Genomic DNA, 15,866 nt, shown 5'->3' with positions numbered 1-15,866 from the left:
ATAGCCGATGAGCTATGCACATAAACAGGCCCCGGACGGGCCGAATCTGGAGATATCACCGCAATGTCAACTATTGGTCGCATTCACTCCTTTGAATCCTGTGGCACTGTCGATGGCCCAGGCATCCGCTTTATCACCTTCTTCCAGGGCTGCCTGATGCGCTGCCTGTACTGTCACAACCGCGACACCTGGGATACACACGGCGGCAAAGAGGTCACCGTTGAAGAGCTCATGAAAGAAGTGGTGACCTATCGCCACTTTATGAATGCGTCCGGCGGCGGCGTCACGGCGTCAGGCGGCGAGGCCATCCTGCAGGCCGAATTTGTTCGTGACTGGTTCCGCGCCTGTCGCAAAGAAGGCATCCACACCTGCCTCGACACCAACGGCTTTGTGCGTCGCTACGACCCGGTGATTGATGAACTGCTGGAAGTGACGGATCTGGTAATGCTCGATCTGAAACAGATGAACGACGAAATCCACCAGAACCTGGTCGGTGTGTCGAACCATCGTACGCTGGAATTTTGCCGCTACCTGGCCAACAAAAATATTAACGTCTGGATCCGCTATGTGGTTGTTCCGGGCTGGTCAGACGATGACGACTCTGCGCATCGCCTCGGTGAATTCACCCGCGACATGGGCAACGTCGAGAAAATCGAGCTCCTGCCCTACCACGAGCTGGGCAAACACAAATGGGTGGCGATGGGCGAAGAGTACAAGCTCGACGGCGTGAAGCCGCCGAAGAAAGAGACGATGGAACGCGTGAAAGGTATTCTCGAACAGTACGGTCACAAGGTGATGTACTAAAACAATAGCCCGGGCATCTGCACCGGGCTTTTTTGTATCAGGCGTGTGCCACTGGCGTCGGATGCTCGCCCGCTTTGCGCAGCAGCATCAGGAGATAGATAAACGACACGCTGGCGATCATGATAAACAGCAGATTATCGGAATAGCTTTGCATCAGCATCGCGGTAAACGTCGGGCCCAGCAGGCTGCCGATGGTGTAGCTCAACAGCAGCGCCTGGTTCATTGCCACCAGCTGATGGTGCTCTACTTTCTCACAGGCCCAGGCCATCGCCACCGGATAGAGCGTAAAGCCCGCCGCACCGAGGATAAACAGCGCAGGGGCCATCGCCGCACTGCCGAGCATCGCCAGACAGCCCATGATCACCACAAAAACCTGCACGCGCAGCACCAGCAAACGGCCAAATTTATCGGCCAGCTTACCAATCGGCCACTGGCCCACAATACCCGCGCTGACCATCACCGCCATCCAGAAGCCGATGCTGGAATCACTCACGCCTTTATGGTTCAGGTAGAGCGGCATTAGACCGTACAGAGAACCCAACACAATCCCGGAGATGATGCAGCCGTTAATGCCAAGGCGCGCATGGCGCAATCTGAGCATCGGCCAGACATGCGTCGCTTCCTGATGCTCACTGCTCTGGTTCACGATCCGGGTAAACAGCAGCGGCAGGATCGCTGCCAGCACCATGCCGGTCACCCACGGCAGGACGCTCATTAAATCGGTCGGCAGTTTGCTGATCATCAACTGACCCAGCACCGTCCCCACGTAATAGACCATCATGTACGCGGCCAGCAGGCGACCACGATTGCGGGACGTGCCGCTGCACATCAGCGCGCTTTCCACCACCACCCAGATCATCGCGCAGCCAACGCCGGCGATAAAACGCCAGGTCATCCAGCTCCAGAACCCCATCATCACGCCCAGGCCAACACATCCGGCCGCAAAAATCAGCGAGGCCAGATAATAGCTGCGGTTGAAACCAAAGCGTTTGATTAATTTACCGGTCAGCAAAGTCCCCAGCAGATTACCGGTAAAATAGGAGGAACTAACCATGCCTACCTGCCACGTCGGGAGGTTTTCATGGGCGAGCCAAAGCGGGACAAGGGTATTTAATACCGCTATCGCCAGGGTCAACAAAAGCAGGCCACAGAGCAAAAGGAGCACTGGGCGGGTATAGGTGGTCATGGGTAAAAACCGTGAGGAAGTAAAGATTTCGAGCGCATCATGCCACCGGTAAAAACAAAGTCAATCCATGCAGTTAGCGGCCTCGCACGATTTGTTCTCTGTCGATTTAAAAAATTCATCCTCCTTACGCATCCAATAGAATACGTAATAATTATCTGATTGTTTTTATTCATCTCTGAGGCAAATAAATACCTGCGCTCAGTAGAAAAATTTCATGATAGAAAATAAAAAAGCCGGAGCGTTTGCCCCGGCTCGATATAACGAAACGATTGATTAACTGGCGATAGCCATACCGACTGTCATATGCAGGCCGTAGAAGACACCGCGACCAATCAGCTCCCCTGCCAGCACCAGCACAAAGGCCAGTGACAGGAGCGGAACCGCAGGCTGATAACCCTTGACCTGCGGGATCACCCAGCAGGCCAGCGCCGCGACCAGCAGCCCGATACGCCAGGCCATCAGCGAACCATAATCCGGTACCAGCGCAGAGGCTTGCTGAATAGAGCTATGGATAGCCGCCAGCTCAGCGCCCTGCATCAGCGCCACCATCGCACTGACCACCAGCGCCAGCAGTGATACCGCAGGCAGCAGACGCATTGCCCAGCCATCAACGCCTGCCACGCGCAGCAGCAGGAAGCCCAGCAGCGGACCGCCAATGAACATGGTCAGGAAGAAGCTCATCGGCGTCCAGACGCTGTACCAGGTCGGAACGGTATCGATGGTGTTGTAAACGCGCACCATCATCCACACGAACACCACTCCGAGCACCATGGTCACAATCAACCACACACCGCGCAGCCCGGACGGCAGTTTCTTCAGTGCTGCCAGCAGCCAGCCAAGGCCACCGATAGCAAAGAAGATCGCCCCACTCGCGATTTCATTACTGAGCGAAGAGGCACCGATCCGGTTCAGGGAGTTAAAGGCGCGCAGCGGCGATCCCAGGTGCAGGGTCGAGGCGATAAAGCCAATTCCCATCAGCACCCACAACCCAAACATGCTCAGGATCAGACGCTGTTGCTGCTCAGCGCGTAAATCACCTTTGAGCAAAGCCAGCGCCAGAACGATAAACCCGCCCGCCACGCACTGTCCGAAGACGGTGAAAATCATTAACGGCCATTCATGCCATCCACTTCCCATCTCACACCTCCTTCGGATTAGCCAGGTAGCCGGTGGTATCACCCGTCGGACGGCTATTGGCATTCGGTTTAATGACGATACTTGGCTTGGTGAAGTGCGCAGACGGCAGCGGCGCGACAGCCGCGAGCTGACCGTGTTTCTGACGCAGTTCTTCAATCGGACCAAAATCGAGCGCACGCAGCGGACAGGACTCTACGCAGATCGGTTTTTTGCCATCCGCAACGCGCGTGTGGCAGCCGTCGCATTTGGTCATGTGACCTTTCGCCGCGTTGTACTGCGGCGCACCGTACGGACAGGCCATATGGCAGTAGCGGCAGCCGATACAGACATCTTCGTCCACCACCACAAACCCATCTTCACGTTTATGCATCGCGCCGCTCGGACAGACTTTGGTGCAGGCCGGATCTTCGCAGTGGTTACAGGCAATCGACAGGTAGTAGGCAAACACGTTCTGATTCCAGACGCCGTTGTCCTCCTGCCAGTCGCCGCCCGCGTATTCGTAAATACGACGGAAGCTGACGTCTGGGGTTAAGTCTTTGTAATCTTTACAGGCCAGCTCGCAGGTTTTGCAACCGGTGCAACGACTGGAATCAATGAAAAATCCATACTGGGTAGTCATCGGTTACTCCTTATACCTTTTCAACCTGAACGAGGTTCGTGTGGGACGGGTTACCTTTCGCCAGTGGCGACGGGCGCTGCGTGGTCAGCACGTTAATGCTGCCTGCCTGGTCGATGCGATTGGCATCCGGGTTGTACCAGGCCCCTTCCCCCAGCGCGACCACGCCAGGCATCATGCGAGGCGTCACTTTCGCTTCGATGTGCACTTCGCCGCGATCGTTGAAGATACGAATACGGTCGCCGTTGGCGATGCCGCGTTTCTGCGCATCCATCGGGTTCATCCACATCTCCTGACGACAGGACGCTTTCAGCACGTCGACGTTGCCGTAGGTGGAGTGAACGCGGGCTTTGTAGTGGAAACCGGTCAGCTGCAGCGGGTATTTCGCCGTCAGCGGATCGTTATAGTTTTCAAACCCTGGGGTGTAGATCGGCAGCGGATCGATCACGTCGCCTTCCGGCAATTCCCAGCTGGCGGCAATTTTTGCCAGCGCTTCGGAGTAGATCTCGATTTTGCCCGACGGCGTGGTCAGCGGGTTCGCCTGCGGATCTTCGCGGAAGGCTTTGTACGCCACATGGTGCCCTTCCGGATCGCGCTGCTTGAACATCCCCTGCTTGCGGAAGGTGTCAAAATCTGGCAGTTCTGGCATCGCTTTGCGGGAGAGTTCATGCAGATGACGCATCCACCCTTCCTGAGTGCGCCCTTCGGTGAACTGCTGCTCTACGCCAAGGCGTTTAGCCAGTTCCGTCGTCATCTCATAGATGGTTTTGCATTCGAAGCGCGGTTTGATCGCCTGGTCGGTGAAGATGACATAGGACATGTTGCCGCAGGAAGCATCCAGCGCGAAGTCCATCTGTTCGGAGGCGGTGCAGTCCGGCAGCAGAATATCGGCATATTTGGCCGAGGAGGTCATGTGGCAGTCGATCACCACAATCAGCTCGCATTTTTTGTCGTCCTGAAGGATGTCGTGGGTGCGGTTGATGTCGGAATGCTGGTTGATAATGCAGTTACCCGCATAGTTCCAGATCATCTTGATCGGCACGTCCAGCTTGTCTTTCCCGCGCACACCGTCGCGCAGCGCCGTCATTTCCGGGCCGCGTTCAATCGCATCCGTCCACATAAACATGGAAATACTGGTCTGAACCGGGTTTTCCAGCGTCGGCATGCGTTCGAACGGCACTTCATAAGAGCCTTCGCGCGCGCCGGAGTTGCCGCCGTGGATGCCGACGTTGCCGGTTAAAATGGAGAGCATCGAAATGGCGCGAGTGGCGATTTCACCATTCGCGTGACGCTGCGGGCCCCAGCCCTGGCTGATGTAGGCCGGTTTCGCCGAGCCAATTTCACGCGCCAGCTGCACGATGCGCTCGACAGGAATACCGGTGATAGTCGACGCCCATTGAGGGGTTTTCGCTACGCCATCACTGCCCTGTCCAAGGATGTATGCCTTGTAGTGACCATTAGCAGGTGCGCTGGCTGGCAGCGTTTTCTCGTCATAACCGACGCAGTATTTATCGAGGAACGGCTGATCGACGAGGTTTTCGGTGATTATCACCCACGCCAGCGCATTCACCAGCGCGGCATCGGTCCCCGGACGAATCGGGATCCATTCGTCTTCACGTCCGGCACCAGTATCCGTGTAACGAGGATCGACGATGATCATTCGGGCGTTTGATTTTGCGCGCGCCTGTTCGAGGTAGTAGGTCACCCCGCCGCCGCTCATACGCGTTTCACCCGGGTTGTTACCGAACAGAACCACCAGTTTGCTGTTTTCGATATCTGACGGGCTGTTGCCGTCTGCCCAGCCGCCGTAGGTGTAGTTCAGACCCTCGGCAATCTGTGCGGAAGAGTAGTCACCGTAGTGATTGAGATAGCCGCCACAGCAGTTCATCAGACGGGCGATTAGCGTTTTTCCCGGTGGCCATGAGCGCGTCATGGTGCCACCGAGGGTGCCGGTGCCGTAGTTCAGGTAGATGGACTCGTTACCGTGCTCTTTGATCAGTCGCTGCATGTTCCCGGCGATGGTGTCAAAGGCCTCTTCCCAGCTGATTTTCTCAAACTTACCTTCACCCCGTTTACCCACGCGTTTCATTGGGTATTTAAGGCGGTCCGGGTTGTAAACGCGACGGCGCATCGAACGCCCGCGCAGGCAGGCGCGAACCTGATGTAACCCTTCGTAGTTATCATCCCCGGTGTTGTCGGTTTCGACATATTTGATTTCGCCATCGACGACGTGCATACGCAGCGGGCAACGGCTGCCACAGTTCACGGTACAGGCGCTCCAGACCACTTTTTCCGGGGCGCTCATCGGCGCGATAGCTTCCGCCGCCGATGCCATACGTGAAAAAGGCAGAGAGAACGCGCTGCTGGCGACAGCGAGACCGCCAATCGCCGTGGTTTTCACTAACCCACGACGACTCACCTCGGCAGCCAGTAGAGCATCAGGCGCTTTGATTTTCATAGAAACTCACTTTGGTTGCTCACAAAAAATTAAGGTGCGGATGACACCGCTATATAGATTTTTATATAACGAATTTATTCGTTACTAGATTTTTATGCTAATAATAAGTGAGGTGAGTATTACTACTTTAGGGGGATGAGTTATTGTCTGGCGTCAAAACGGAGGCATAAAAAAAGCGCCATCAGGCGCTTTTTTGTTTTACGGCAAATCAGCCGATGTACTGCTGGCCTTTCATGTAAGGACGCAGCACTTCAGGGATCTCGATACGACCGTCGGCCTGCTGGTAGTTTTCCAGCACCGCAACCAGCGTACGACCCACAGCCAGACCAGAACCGTTCAGGGTATGAACCAGACGGGTTTTCTTGTCAGATTTGCTGCGGCAGCGAGCCTGCATACGACGCGCCTGGAAATCCCAGACGTTAGAGCAGGAAGAGATCTCGCGGTAGGTATTCTGCGCCGGAACCCACACTTCCAGATCATAGGTTTTGCATGCGCCGAAGCCCATATCACCAGAGCACAGCGCCATACGACGGTACGGCAGACCCAGCAGCTCCAGCACTTTCTCTGCATGGCCGGTCATCTCTTCCAGCGCATCCATTGATTCTTCCGGGCGAACAATCTGAACCATCTCGACTTTGTCGAACTGGTGCATACGGATCAGGCCACGGGTATCACGACCGTAGGAACCCGCTTCAGAGCGGAAGCACGGAGAGTGCGCGGTCAGTTTGATCGGCAGATCGTCTTCGTCGATGATTTCATCACGAACGAGGTTGGTCAGCGGCACTTCTGCAGTTGGGATCAACGCGTAGTTGCTGCTGTCAGCTTCTTCGTCCAGCGGACGGGTGTGGAACAGATCGCCGGCAAACTTCGGCAGCTGGCCTGTACCGTACAGCGTATCGTGGTTAACCAGATACGGAACGTAAGTTTCGCTGTAGCCGTGCTGTTCGGTGTGCAGATCCAGCATGAACTGTGCCAGCGCACGGTGCAGATGCGCGATCTGGCCTTTCATCACCACAAAGCGAGAACCGGTCAGCTTAACGGCGGCGGCAAAATCCAGGCCCGCATGCATCTCGCCCAGCGTGACGTGATCGCGAACGTCGAAGTCGAATTCACGCGGGGTACCCCAGCGCTTCACTTCCACGTTGTCGTTTTCGTCTTTACCGACAGGAACGCTATCGTCAGGAATGTTCGGGATCGCCAGGGCGATATCACGAATTTCGGTCTGAAGAACATCGAGTTCAGCTTTCGCCTGATCCAGCTCTTCACCCAGTTTGTTCACTTCCAGACGCAATGGCTCAATGTCTTCCCCGCGTGCTTTCGCCTGGCCGATGGATTTCGATCGAGAGTTACGCTCAGCCTGCAGATTTTCAGTTTGTACCTGCAGAACTTTACGACGCTCTTCAAGAGCGCGCAGCTTATCTACATCCAGCTTAAAGCCCCGGCGTGCCAGTTTTTCAGCGACTGCGTCTGGCTCGTTACGCAGCAGATTGGGATCGAGCATGCTTATCCTGTGCTTATCGAATTAAAATGAGGAAAAGTGACCACAGCCTGCGGTCACAGGGATACATTGCCAACATTACCGCAACGATCGCGCTAACGGTAGCGTTTTATAGGGCTATTTTGATCCTGTCCGGTTAGCCAGGCGAGCTTTTCGCCAATCTTACCTTCAAGACCTCTGTTGGTCGGGCGATAATAGCGCGTTTGTGCCATTTCCTGCGGGAAATATTCCTCACCGGCGGCATAGGCATTCGGCTCATCGTGGGCGTAGCGATACTCCTGGCCGTAACCCATCTCTTTCATCAGTTTGGACGGCGCATTGCGCAGGTGAACCGGCACGTCATAGTCAGGACGATCGCGCGCATCTGCCATCGCGGCTTTAAACGCGGTGTAGACAGCATTGCTTTTCGGCGCGCAGGCCAGATAGACAATCGCCTGAGCAATCGCGCGTTCTCCTTCCGACGGCCCGACGCGGGTAAAACAGTCCCAGGCAGAGATCGCCACCTGCATCGCGCGCGGATCGGCATTGCCGACATCTTCCGAGGCAATCGCCAGACAGCGCCGCGCGACGTACAGCGGATCGCCCCCGGCGGTAATAATGCGCGCATACCAGTAGAGCGCCGCATCAGGCGCACTACCGCGAACGGATTTGTGGAACGCCGAAATGAGATCGTAAAAACGGTCGCCTTTGTTATCGAATCGCGCGCTGCGCTCACCGGCAATTTCAGTCAGCAGCTCCGCTTTCAATACGCGCTTGCCGGATCCGTCCAGCTCGGCCATATCGGCCATCATTTCCAGCGTGTTGAGTGCCCGGCGCGCATCGCCGTTAACCAGCTCGGCAATCGCACGACGGGTGTCATCCGGCAGGACGATATCCTGCCCGCCGTAGCCGCGCGCGCGGTCTTCCATCGCCTGAGTGAGTACCTGCTCAATATCGTCGGTGGTGAGCGACTTCAGCAGATAGACACGGGCTCGCGAGAGCAATGCCGAGTTGAGTTCAAAAGAGGGGTTTTCGGTGGTGGCACCGATAAAGAAGATGGTCCCGTCTTCAATGTGCGGCAGGAACGCATCCTGCTGGCTCTTATTGAAACGATGGACTTCGTCGACAAACAGAATGGTTCGACGACCGGCGTTGCGATTCTGACGGGCGCGCTCGATGGCTTCGCGGATCTCTTTCACACCGGAGGTGACGGCAGAAAGTCGCTCGACGTCGGCATTAGCGTAGCGAGCAATGACTTCCGCCAGCGTGGTTTTGCCGGTACCCGGCGGTCCCCACAGGATCATCGAATGCAGATGCCCGGCTTCGATAGCGCGCGGCAAGGGTTTCCCGGCAGCCAGCAGATGCTGCTGACCAATGTACTGCGCTAAATTTTCTGGCCGCATACGAGCGGCCAGAGGTTGAAACGCATTATCAGAAAAATCGAGCGACAGGTTGCCCACTCACGCCTCTTACTTATTGCGTTGATCGTCCACCGTTACGCCCTGCGGCGGGGTAAAGGTGAACTTCGATGCGTCAATCGCGCCATTCTGCTGAGATTTGAGCTGGTAGCTGCTGCGCTGCTCATCTTGCTCAACGGCGCTGAACTGATTGATAGTCCCGTTGCTGCTCACATTAATGGTGAACTGCTTGAGGTTACCGTTAGTGCCTTTCGGCGTCAGCACAAAATCATCGCCATTCTGTTTGATGTTGTACTGCTGCCAGTCACTGGACTGGTTGCGGGCAATCAGCATGAACGGCGTATTGCTGGTCGCGTCTTTCAGCAAGGTGGCGGTCGCCTGCTCCACAAACGGGTTGTAGAACCACAGGGTTTTCCCGTCAGAAACCAGAATGCTTTCATCCGGCTGCGTCATGTGCCAGTTGAACAGATTAGGACGTTTAACCCACAGATCGCCCTGACCTTCCTGCACCGCGTTGCCGCTGCCATCTGTCACTTTCTGCGTGAAGCTGGCGTGGAAGCTGCTGACTTTATCCAGGCGGCTTTTAAGGTCGCTTGCGGCATCGGCCCAGACGCTGCTGGCGACAAAGCTGGTCAGTAGTGCTCCGACAATGGCGATTTTTTTCATTATTGATCCTTAAAATTCGTCATCCCCAACCGGGGTCTGTCCTCTATTCTGGACCTGCCCGCAGGCAGGCGACAGAAGAAAATGCTTAATTTTTGCTGATTTACCCATCTTTGCAATCGGCGACAGATTACTCGAACGGCGGCGGTGCCAGCACTTCGCGGTTACCGTTGTGCCCCTGCTCGCTCACAATGCCTTGCGCTTCCATCTGCTCGATGATACGCGCCGCGCGGTTGTAACCGATGCGGAACTGGCGCTGTACGCCAGAAATAGAAGCTTTGCGTTTTTCTGTGACGAAATTGACTGCCTGATCGAATAACGGATCCAGCTCTTCACCACCGTCAAAGCCACCACCGCCGCCCTCGCTTTCGCTTTCGGAGGTGATGCCGTCGACGTACTGCGGACGACCGCGCGCTTTCCAGTCCTGGACCACGGCGTGGACTTCCTGGTCACGAACAAAGGCACCATGCACACGTACCGGCGTCGTGGAGTTCGGGCCGGAATAGAGCATATCCCCCATTCCCAGCAGCGACTCGGCGCCACCTTGATCGAGGATAGTACGGGAGTCGATTTTGCTCGATACGGTGAAGGCGATACGTGTCGGGATGTTCGCTTTAATCAGACCAGTGATGACATCGACGGACGGACGCTGCGTCGCCAGCACCAGGTGAATACCTGCCGCACGCGCTTTCTGCGCCAGTCGGGCGATCAGCTCTTCCACTTTCTTACCGACGGTCATCATCAGGTCGGCGAACTCATCCACCAGCACCACGATATACGGCAGTTTTTCCAGCACCGGATGCTGAGCATCCATGCTGTCGCCCGGCTTCCAGTATGGGTCCGGAATCGGACGACCCATGCGCGCTGCTTCAGCGATTTTTTCGTTATAACCGGCAAGATTACGCACACCCAGGGCTGACATCAGCTTGTAGCGGCGTTCCATCTCGTTGACGCTCCAGCGCAAGGCGTTGGCGGCGTCTTTCATGTCGGTCACCACTTCGGTGAGCAGATGCGGAATGCCTTCGTAGACCGACAGTTCCAGCATTTTCGGGTCGATCATGATGAAACGCACATCTTCCGGCTGCGCTTTGTAGAGCATGCTCAGGATCATGGCGTTCACACCGACGGACTTACCGGAACCGGTCGTACCGGCCACCAGCAGGTGCGGCATTTTCGCCAGATCGGCAACGACAGGCTCGCCCGCGATATCTTTGCCCAGCACCACGGTCAGCGGCGACGGGTTATCACGGAACTTGGCGTTATCCAGCACTTCGCGCAGATAAACGGTGTGGCGTTTCTTGTTCGGCAGTTCCAGGCCCACGTAAGGCTTGCCCGGAATCACCTCAACCACACGCACCGCGACGGTCGAAAGGGAACGCGCCAGGTCACGAGAGAGGTTAGAAATTCGCGCCGCTTTCACACCCGGCGCCAGGTTTAACTCGAAGCGAGTAATCACCGGACCCGGAGAGTAGTTCACCACATCCGCTTTGATGCGGAAATCCGCCAGACGCGTTTCGACCAGGCGCGCCATCTGCTCCAGAGCAAAGGTATCGACCGGTTCAACTTCTGTTGGCGGAGAGGTTAACAGGTCCAGCGACGGCAGCGGCGTCGTCGGTCTTTGCACAGGACGGCTGTCGCCATTGCGCATCAGCAGTGGGTGAATCAGGCTTTCCTGCGGCTGTGCCACCGGCTGCTGAGGCTGTGCATACTGCGGTGGAGCTGCAACTGGCTGCTGTGGCTGCGCATACTGCTGGGGAGCCACTGGCTGCGGCACATGCTGCGGTTGTGCAGGAGCATACTGCTGACGCGGTGGCTCCGCTTCTGGCATTACGCTCGGGGTAAACAGCGGCTCGCTCGGCGTGTCATCCACCAGATCTTTCATCGGTGAAAATTCAAAATCCGACAGGGAGAAAGGATTCGCATTTTTTGGCTGTTCGCCAGAATAACGCTGTTCCTGCGAGGCGGCGAACTGACGCGCGAGCTCAGCTTCGGCGGCATCGTCTTCCTCTTCCTGCTGCTGATAAGCCTGCGTAGGATCCTGATACTCTTCGCCGTAGCGCTGATGCTGCTGGGCGGCAAACTGGCGAGCCAGCTCGTCCTGCTGCATTTCGTCGGCATCATCGATGTCATCCGGATCGCGCGCTTTCTCCTCGGCCATACGCTGAGAAGGCAGTTTGATGCCATAAGAAGCGAGCTCGCGGCGGGTCGGGACGCGCACGCGGTTTGGTCGCGGTAATTGCGGGCCGATGCCCTCTTTCACCTGCGGACGCGGCGCGCCACCAGCGGCCAGGCTGAACACTGGCGCGGCTGCAGCAGCGGTCGCCGCCGCGGAGGCAGTCGCCTGCTTAATGCCAGCTGCAACAGGCGCCACGGCTGCCGTCGGGTCAATATCCGGTGCGGTAAAGGACGGTGGCGTCACCGAAGGCGCGACAACGGGCTCGCTGACAGGTTCAGGCACGGGCTGATACCAGGCGGCAAGCTGCTCACGTTCGCGGGCGCGTTTCTCTTCCACTTCTTCGAAATAGTACATCGGCGGACGAGCAGGTTTGACCTCTTCCATCTCAATCTGCGGCTCTGGAACTGGCTCAGGGGTGTATTCCTGATACGGTTGTTCAGGTTCAGCATATTGCGGATAACCTTGCGGTTCGTAAAGCGGCTCAGGCTGATACGGCTGCTGCCATTGCTGATCCTGCGGCGGAACCGGCACATAGCTTTCGGGTTCTGGCGCAATGGTCGGTTCCGGCGTGTGAACGCCGGGTGCCGTTTGCCAGTCAACCACCGGCTGCTGCATCGCAGGTTCCGGTGTCTGAACCGGTGCGGCTGGCATCACGGCTTCTACAGGCGCGGCATACGCTTGTGCAGCCGTCGTCGCGAAAGCGGCAGCGGCAACAGGTGCCGTGACGGAATGGCCGTTTAACAGCGGATCGTATTCGTCGAAATCGCCCGGCGTCGCGCGGCTGCCGGAGAACAGCACGTCGTCCGGATCGGCGGCAACACCGCCTGCGGTATAGGTCACATCCTCTTCATCATCCATGCGTTTGCCGGAGAAGAGTGCAGCATCGGTTTTACGCGCCAGAGGATTGGTGAATTTTTCAGCGACGCGTTTACGACGCGCCAGCGCCCCGCGCATAATGCGCGTGCGGCGAGATTCGGTTCGGTTGGCGGACGACGACTCTTCTTCATAGTCATCATCTTCGTATTCGTCTTCATCCACCCAGGTATCATCACGACGGGTGCGGTTGCTGGCGAAAGTCAGAATATTAAGGATAAAGCCGCCAAGTTTTTCGGCGATGCTGACCCACGACCAGCCGGTAAAGAGGGTCAACCCCGCGGCCCAGATGCAGAGCAGCGTGATAGTGCCGCCGCTGCTGTGAAGCATCGGCTTCAGCGCGGTGCTGAGCAGGCTGCCAATCACGCCACCGGAGGCAAAATACCAGATATCATCAGCGTTGATCGCCGCCAGCCCGCAGGAGGTCAGGATCAGCGCCAGCGCGCCAATCAGGCGGAGCGAAACGGCAAAGTAATCGATGTACTCTTCGTTCTGACGATGACGCCAGGCAAACCAGCATCCGCCGACAATAATGATCGGGATGGTGTAAGCCATTACGCCAAAGACGAAAAAGAGCGTGTCCGCCAGCCATGCGCCAGGCACCCCACCCAAATTATGGATAGGTTCATGCCATGCCGTTTGCGACCAGCTGGGATCGGAAGGATTGAAACTGAGTAAGGCGGCCATCAACCAGACGGCAAAAAGGGCAACAAGAATCAGTAACGCCTCAAGGAGTCGGCGCCCGCTGCTTAACTTCGTTAAAGTGACTTCTTTGTCTTCAGTATATTCCTGGCTCAAAAAAGGCTCTCCAGGTACCAGGCATTTCCTGCCTGTTTGCTAAAACGGACAACAGCGCCGGGATACCCGGCACTGTTGCTGTATGGATTAACAGGAGTGTAATCAAATTACGCTGATTTTGCACCTGTTCCGTATTAGCGCGTCTTAATAACCAGACGATTGCTCTGTTTGACCTCTTCCATCACCACGTAAGTACGGGTGTCATTCACGCCAGGCAGTCGCAGCAGGGTTTCACCCAGCAGTTTACGATAGGCTGACATGTCCGGTACGCGGGTCTTCAACAGGTAGTCGAAATCACCAGAGACCAGATGACATTCTTGAATTTCTTCAAGTTTTTGTACTGCGGTATTGAATTGCTCAAACACATCCGGTGCGCCACGATTCAGAGTAATCTCAACAAAAACCAGAAGTGAGGCATCCAGATAATGCGGGTTCAGCAGAGCCGTATAGCCCTGAATGAAACCCTGTCTTTCCAGTCGGCGCACACGCTCAAGGCATGGCGTCGGAGAAAGTCCCACACGTTTTGAAAGCTCGACGTTGGAAATACGCCCATCCTTTTGCAATTCATTCAGAATGTTACGATCGATACGGTCGAGATCTTTGCCAGGGCGCTTCTTGCTATCTACCATTATTATTGTCTCTCTGTATTCCTTCCCTACTCCTGCCTGGACCCTGTGCACATCACTGTTCAGAGCCTATACCCGGATCGTCACATCGCCTTTTATAGTGTGTATGCGATGCAGATTCGGGTTCTACGGTGAGAAGACCGTTGCCAAAAGGCTGTCACCGACATCACGCATGGCATCTGTCCACACCATGCGTAGATTTCACTGACCCGGTAAAAATGGCGTTTCCGTGCATGTCTATGCGACACACCGTTCGCGCGGCTTTTTTTTCTTCCTTCAATGTTTTCGCAAAAGCGCAGGGGATTGTCAAAGCAAAACATCGTTTTTTAGTACAACGTGCCAGTTATTCATGGCGGCCGGGTATTAATCCTCATTTTGTCGCCGTATAAACGACCGTTTTTAACGGATAGCCCCCTGTTATCGCCCCAGAATCCGGCCTCCCATCACCGCCGTCTATTGCACAAATCGTTTACAAAATTGCTGCGCTCTTTTTTTACGGCAACAAATTCCCTACAATCCGAGCAAATGTCTGCCAACAACAATGGGGATCTCATGGGCACGGCTAAACACAGTAAGCTGCTAATCCTTGGTTCTGGACCTGCGGGCTACACCGCAGCGGTCTATGCTGCACGCGCTAACCTGCACCCGGTATTAATCACCGGCATGGAAAAAGGCGGTCAGTTGACCACCACAACTGAAGTGGAAAACTGGCCAGGCGATCCAAACGACCTGACCGGGCCGCTGCTGATGGAGCGTATGCATGAGCATGCGGCCAAGTTCGAAACCGAAATTCTGTTCGACCACATCAACAAGGTTGATCTGCAGAACCGTCCGTTCCGTCTGACCGGCGACAGCGGGGAATACACCTGTGACGCGCTGATTATCGCAACCGGCGCTTCTGCACGTTATCTCGGTCTGCCGTCTGAAGAGGCGTTCAAAGGCCGCGGTGTGTCCGCCTGCGCAACCTGCGACGGTTTCTTCTACCGCAACCAGAAAGTCGCGGTGATCGGTGGCGGTAACACGGCGGTTGAAGAAGCGCTTTACCTGGCCAACATTGCCTCCGAAGTGCACCTGATCCACCGTCGCGACACCTTCCGCGCGGAAAAAATCCTCATCAAGCGTCTGATGGATAAAGTGGAAAGCGGCAACATCGTGCTGCACACCCACCGCACGCTGGAAGAAGTCACGGGCGATCAGATGGGCGTTTCCGGTCTGCGTCTGCGTGATACGCAGAACAGCGACAACATCGAATCGCTGGAAGTGGCAGGTCTGTTTGTCGCCATCGGCCACAGCCCGAACACCGCCATCTTCGACGGTCAGCTGGAGCTGGAAAACGGCTACATCAAAGTGCAATCCGGCATCCACGGCAACGCTACACAGACCAGCATCCCTGGCGTCTTCGCGGCGGGCGATGTGATGGACCATATTTACCGTCAGGCGATCACCTCTGCGGGCACCGGCTGTATGGCCGCGCTGGACGCTGAACGTTACCTCGACGGACTGGCTGAATTAAGTCAATAATCGTTACAAGTCAGTAACAAACGTAAATAAAGGCGGCCACAGGTCGCCTTTATTTTTTCCCACGTGTAACATGCGGTTGTCTAATTTCTTATAACTCACCTGCAAAGCGCGTA

11 protein-coding genes are annotated in these 15,866 nt (G+C 56.1%); 2 read left to right on the top strand and 9 right to left on the bottom strand.

Annotated features, from left to right (window positions below; translation table 11 throughout):
* Positions 1–63: 63 nt before the first annotated feature.
* Positions 64–804, top strand: a complete 741-nt coding sequence (gene pflA / locus U9O48_RS08030; protein ID WP_095281433.1) for a pyruvate formate lyase 1-activating protein — start codon at positions 64–66, stop codon at positions 802–804.
* A gap of 37 nt (positions 805–841) precedes the next feature.
* Here the strand turns inward: pflA and U9O48_RS08025 are convergent, their stop codons facing one another.
* The 9 genes from U9O48_RS08025 to lrp form a co-directional block, all read right to left on the bottom strand.
* Complete coding sequence (locus U9O48_RS08025; protein ID WP_095281432.1) at positions 842–1,990, bottom strand: MFS transporter; 1,149 nt, start codon at positions 1,988–1,990, stop codon at positions 842–844.
* A gap of 273 nt (positions 1,991–2,263) precedes the next feature.
* Positions 2,264–3,127: a dimethyl sulfoxide reductase anchor subunit family protein gene (locus tag U9O48_RS08020; RefSeq protein ID WP_285149142.1), complete on the bottom strand. Its 864-nt coding sequence runs from the start codon at positions 3,125–3,127 to the stop codon at positions 2,264–2,266.
* Between the two features lies 1 nt (position 3,128).
* Positions 3,129–3,746 carry a DMSO/selenate family reductase complex B subunit gene (locus tag U9O48_RS08015; RefSeq protein ID WP_282492364.1) on the bottom strand — a complete coding sequence of 206 codons (618 nt, stop codon included), beginning with the start codon at positions 3,744–3,746 and terminating at the stop codon, positions 3,129–3,131.
* Positions 3,747–3,756: 10 nt separating this feature from the next.
* Positions 3,757–6,201: a dimethylsulfoxide reductase subunit A gene (gene dmsA / locus U9O48_RS08010; RefSeq protein WP_285145434.1), complete on the bottom strand. Its 2,445-nt coding sequence runs from the start codon at positions 6,199–6,201 to the stop codon at positions 3,757–3,759.
* A 208-nt stretch (positions 6,202–6,409) separates the two neighbouring features.
* Positions 6,410–7,702 carry a serine--tRNA ligase gene (serS, locus tag U9O48_RS08005; RefSeq protein ID WP_100777011.1) on the bottom strand — a complete coding sequence of 431 codons (1,293 nt, stop codon included), beginning with the start codon at positions 7,700–7,702 and terminating at the stop codon, positions 6,410–6,412.
* Between the two features lie 92 nt (positions 7,703–7,794).
* Positions 7,795–9,138, bottom strand: a complete 1,344-nt coding sequence (gene rarA / locus U9O48_RS08000; protein WP_324724025.1) for a replication-associated recombination protein RarA — start codon at positions 9,136–9,138, stop codon at positions 7,795–7,797.
* A gap of 9 nt (positions 9,139–9,147) precedes the next feature.
* Positions 9,148–9,762: an outer membrane lipoprotein chaperone LolA gene (lolA, locus tag U9O48_RS07995; RefSeq protein ID WP_282492360.1), complete on the bottom strand. Its 615-nt coding sequence runs from the start codon at positions 9,760–9,762 to the stop codon at positions 9,148–9,150.
* 127 nt (positions 9,763–9,889) lie between these two features.
* On the bottom strand, positions 9,890–13,606 hold the full coding sequence (locus U9O48_RS07990; protein WP_324724023.1) for a DNA translocase FtsK 4TM domain-containing protein: 3,717 nt from the start codon (positions 13,604–13,606) through the stop codon (positions 9,890–9,892).
* Between the two features lie 134 nt (positions 13,607–13,740).
* Positions 13,741–14,235 carry a leucine-responsive transcriptional regulator Lrp gene (lrp, locus tag U9O48_RS07985; protein WP_000228473.1) on the bottom strand — a complete coding sequence of 165 codons (495 nt, stop codon included), beginning with the start codon at positions 14,233–14,235 and terminating at the stop codon, positions 13,741–13,743.
* 549 nt (positions 14,236–14,784) lie between these two features.
* Between lrp and trxB the strand changes: the two genes are divergently transcribed.
* A complete protein-coding gene (gene trxB / locus U9O48_RS07980; protein WP_282492358.1) occupies positions 14,785–15,753 on the top strand; it encodes a thioredoxin-disulfide reductase in 969 nt (322 codons plus the stop codon).
* Positions 15,754–15,866 lie beyond the last annotated feature (113 nt).

This window comes from Lelliottia sp. JS-SCA-14 (genome assembly GCF_035593345.1).
Taxonomy (GTDB): domain Bacteria; phylum Pseudomonadota; class Gammaproteobacteria; order Enterobacterales; family Enterobacteriaceae; genus Enterobacter; species Enterobacter wanjuensis.
The sequence above is the reverse complement of the archived record's forward strand: the minus strand, read 5'-3'. Positions and strand labels throughout refer to the sequence as shown.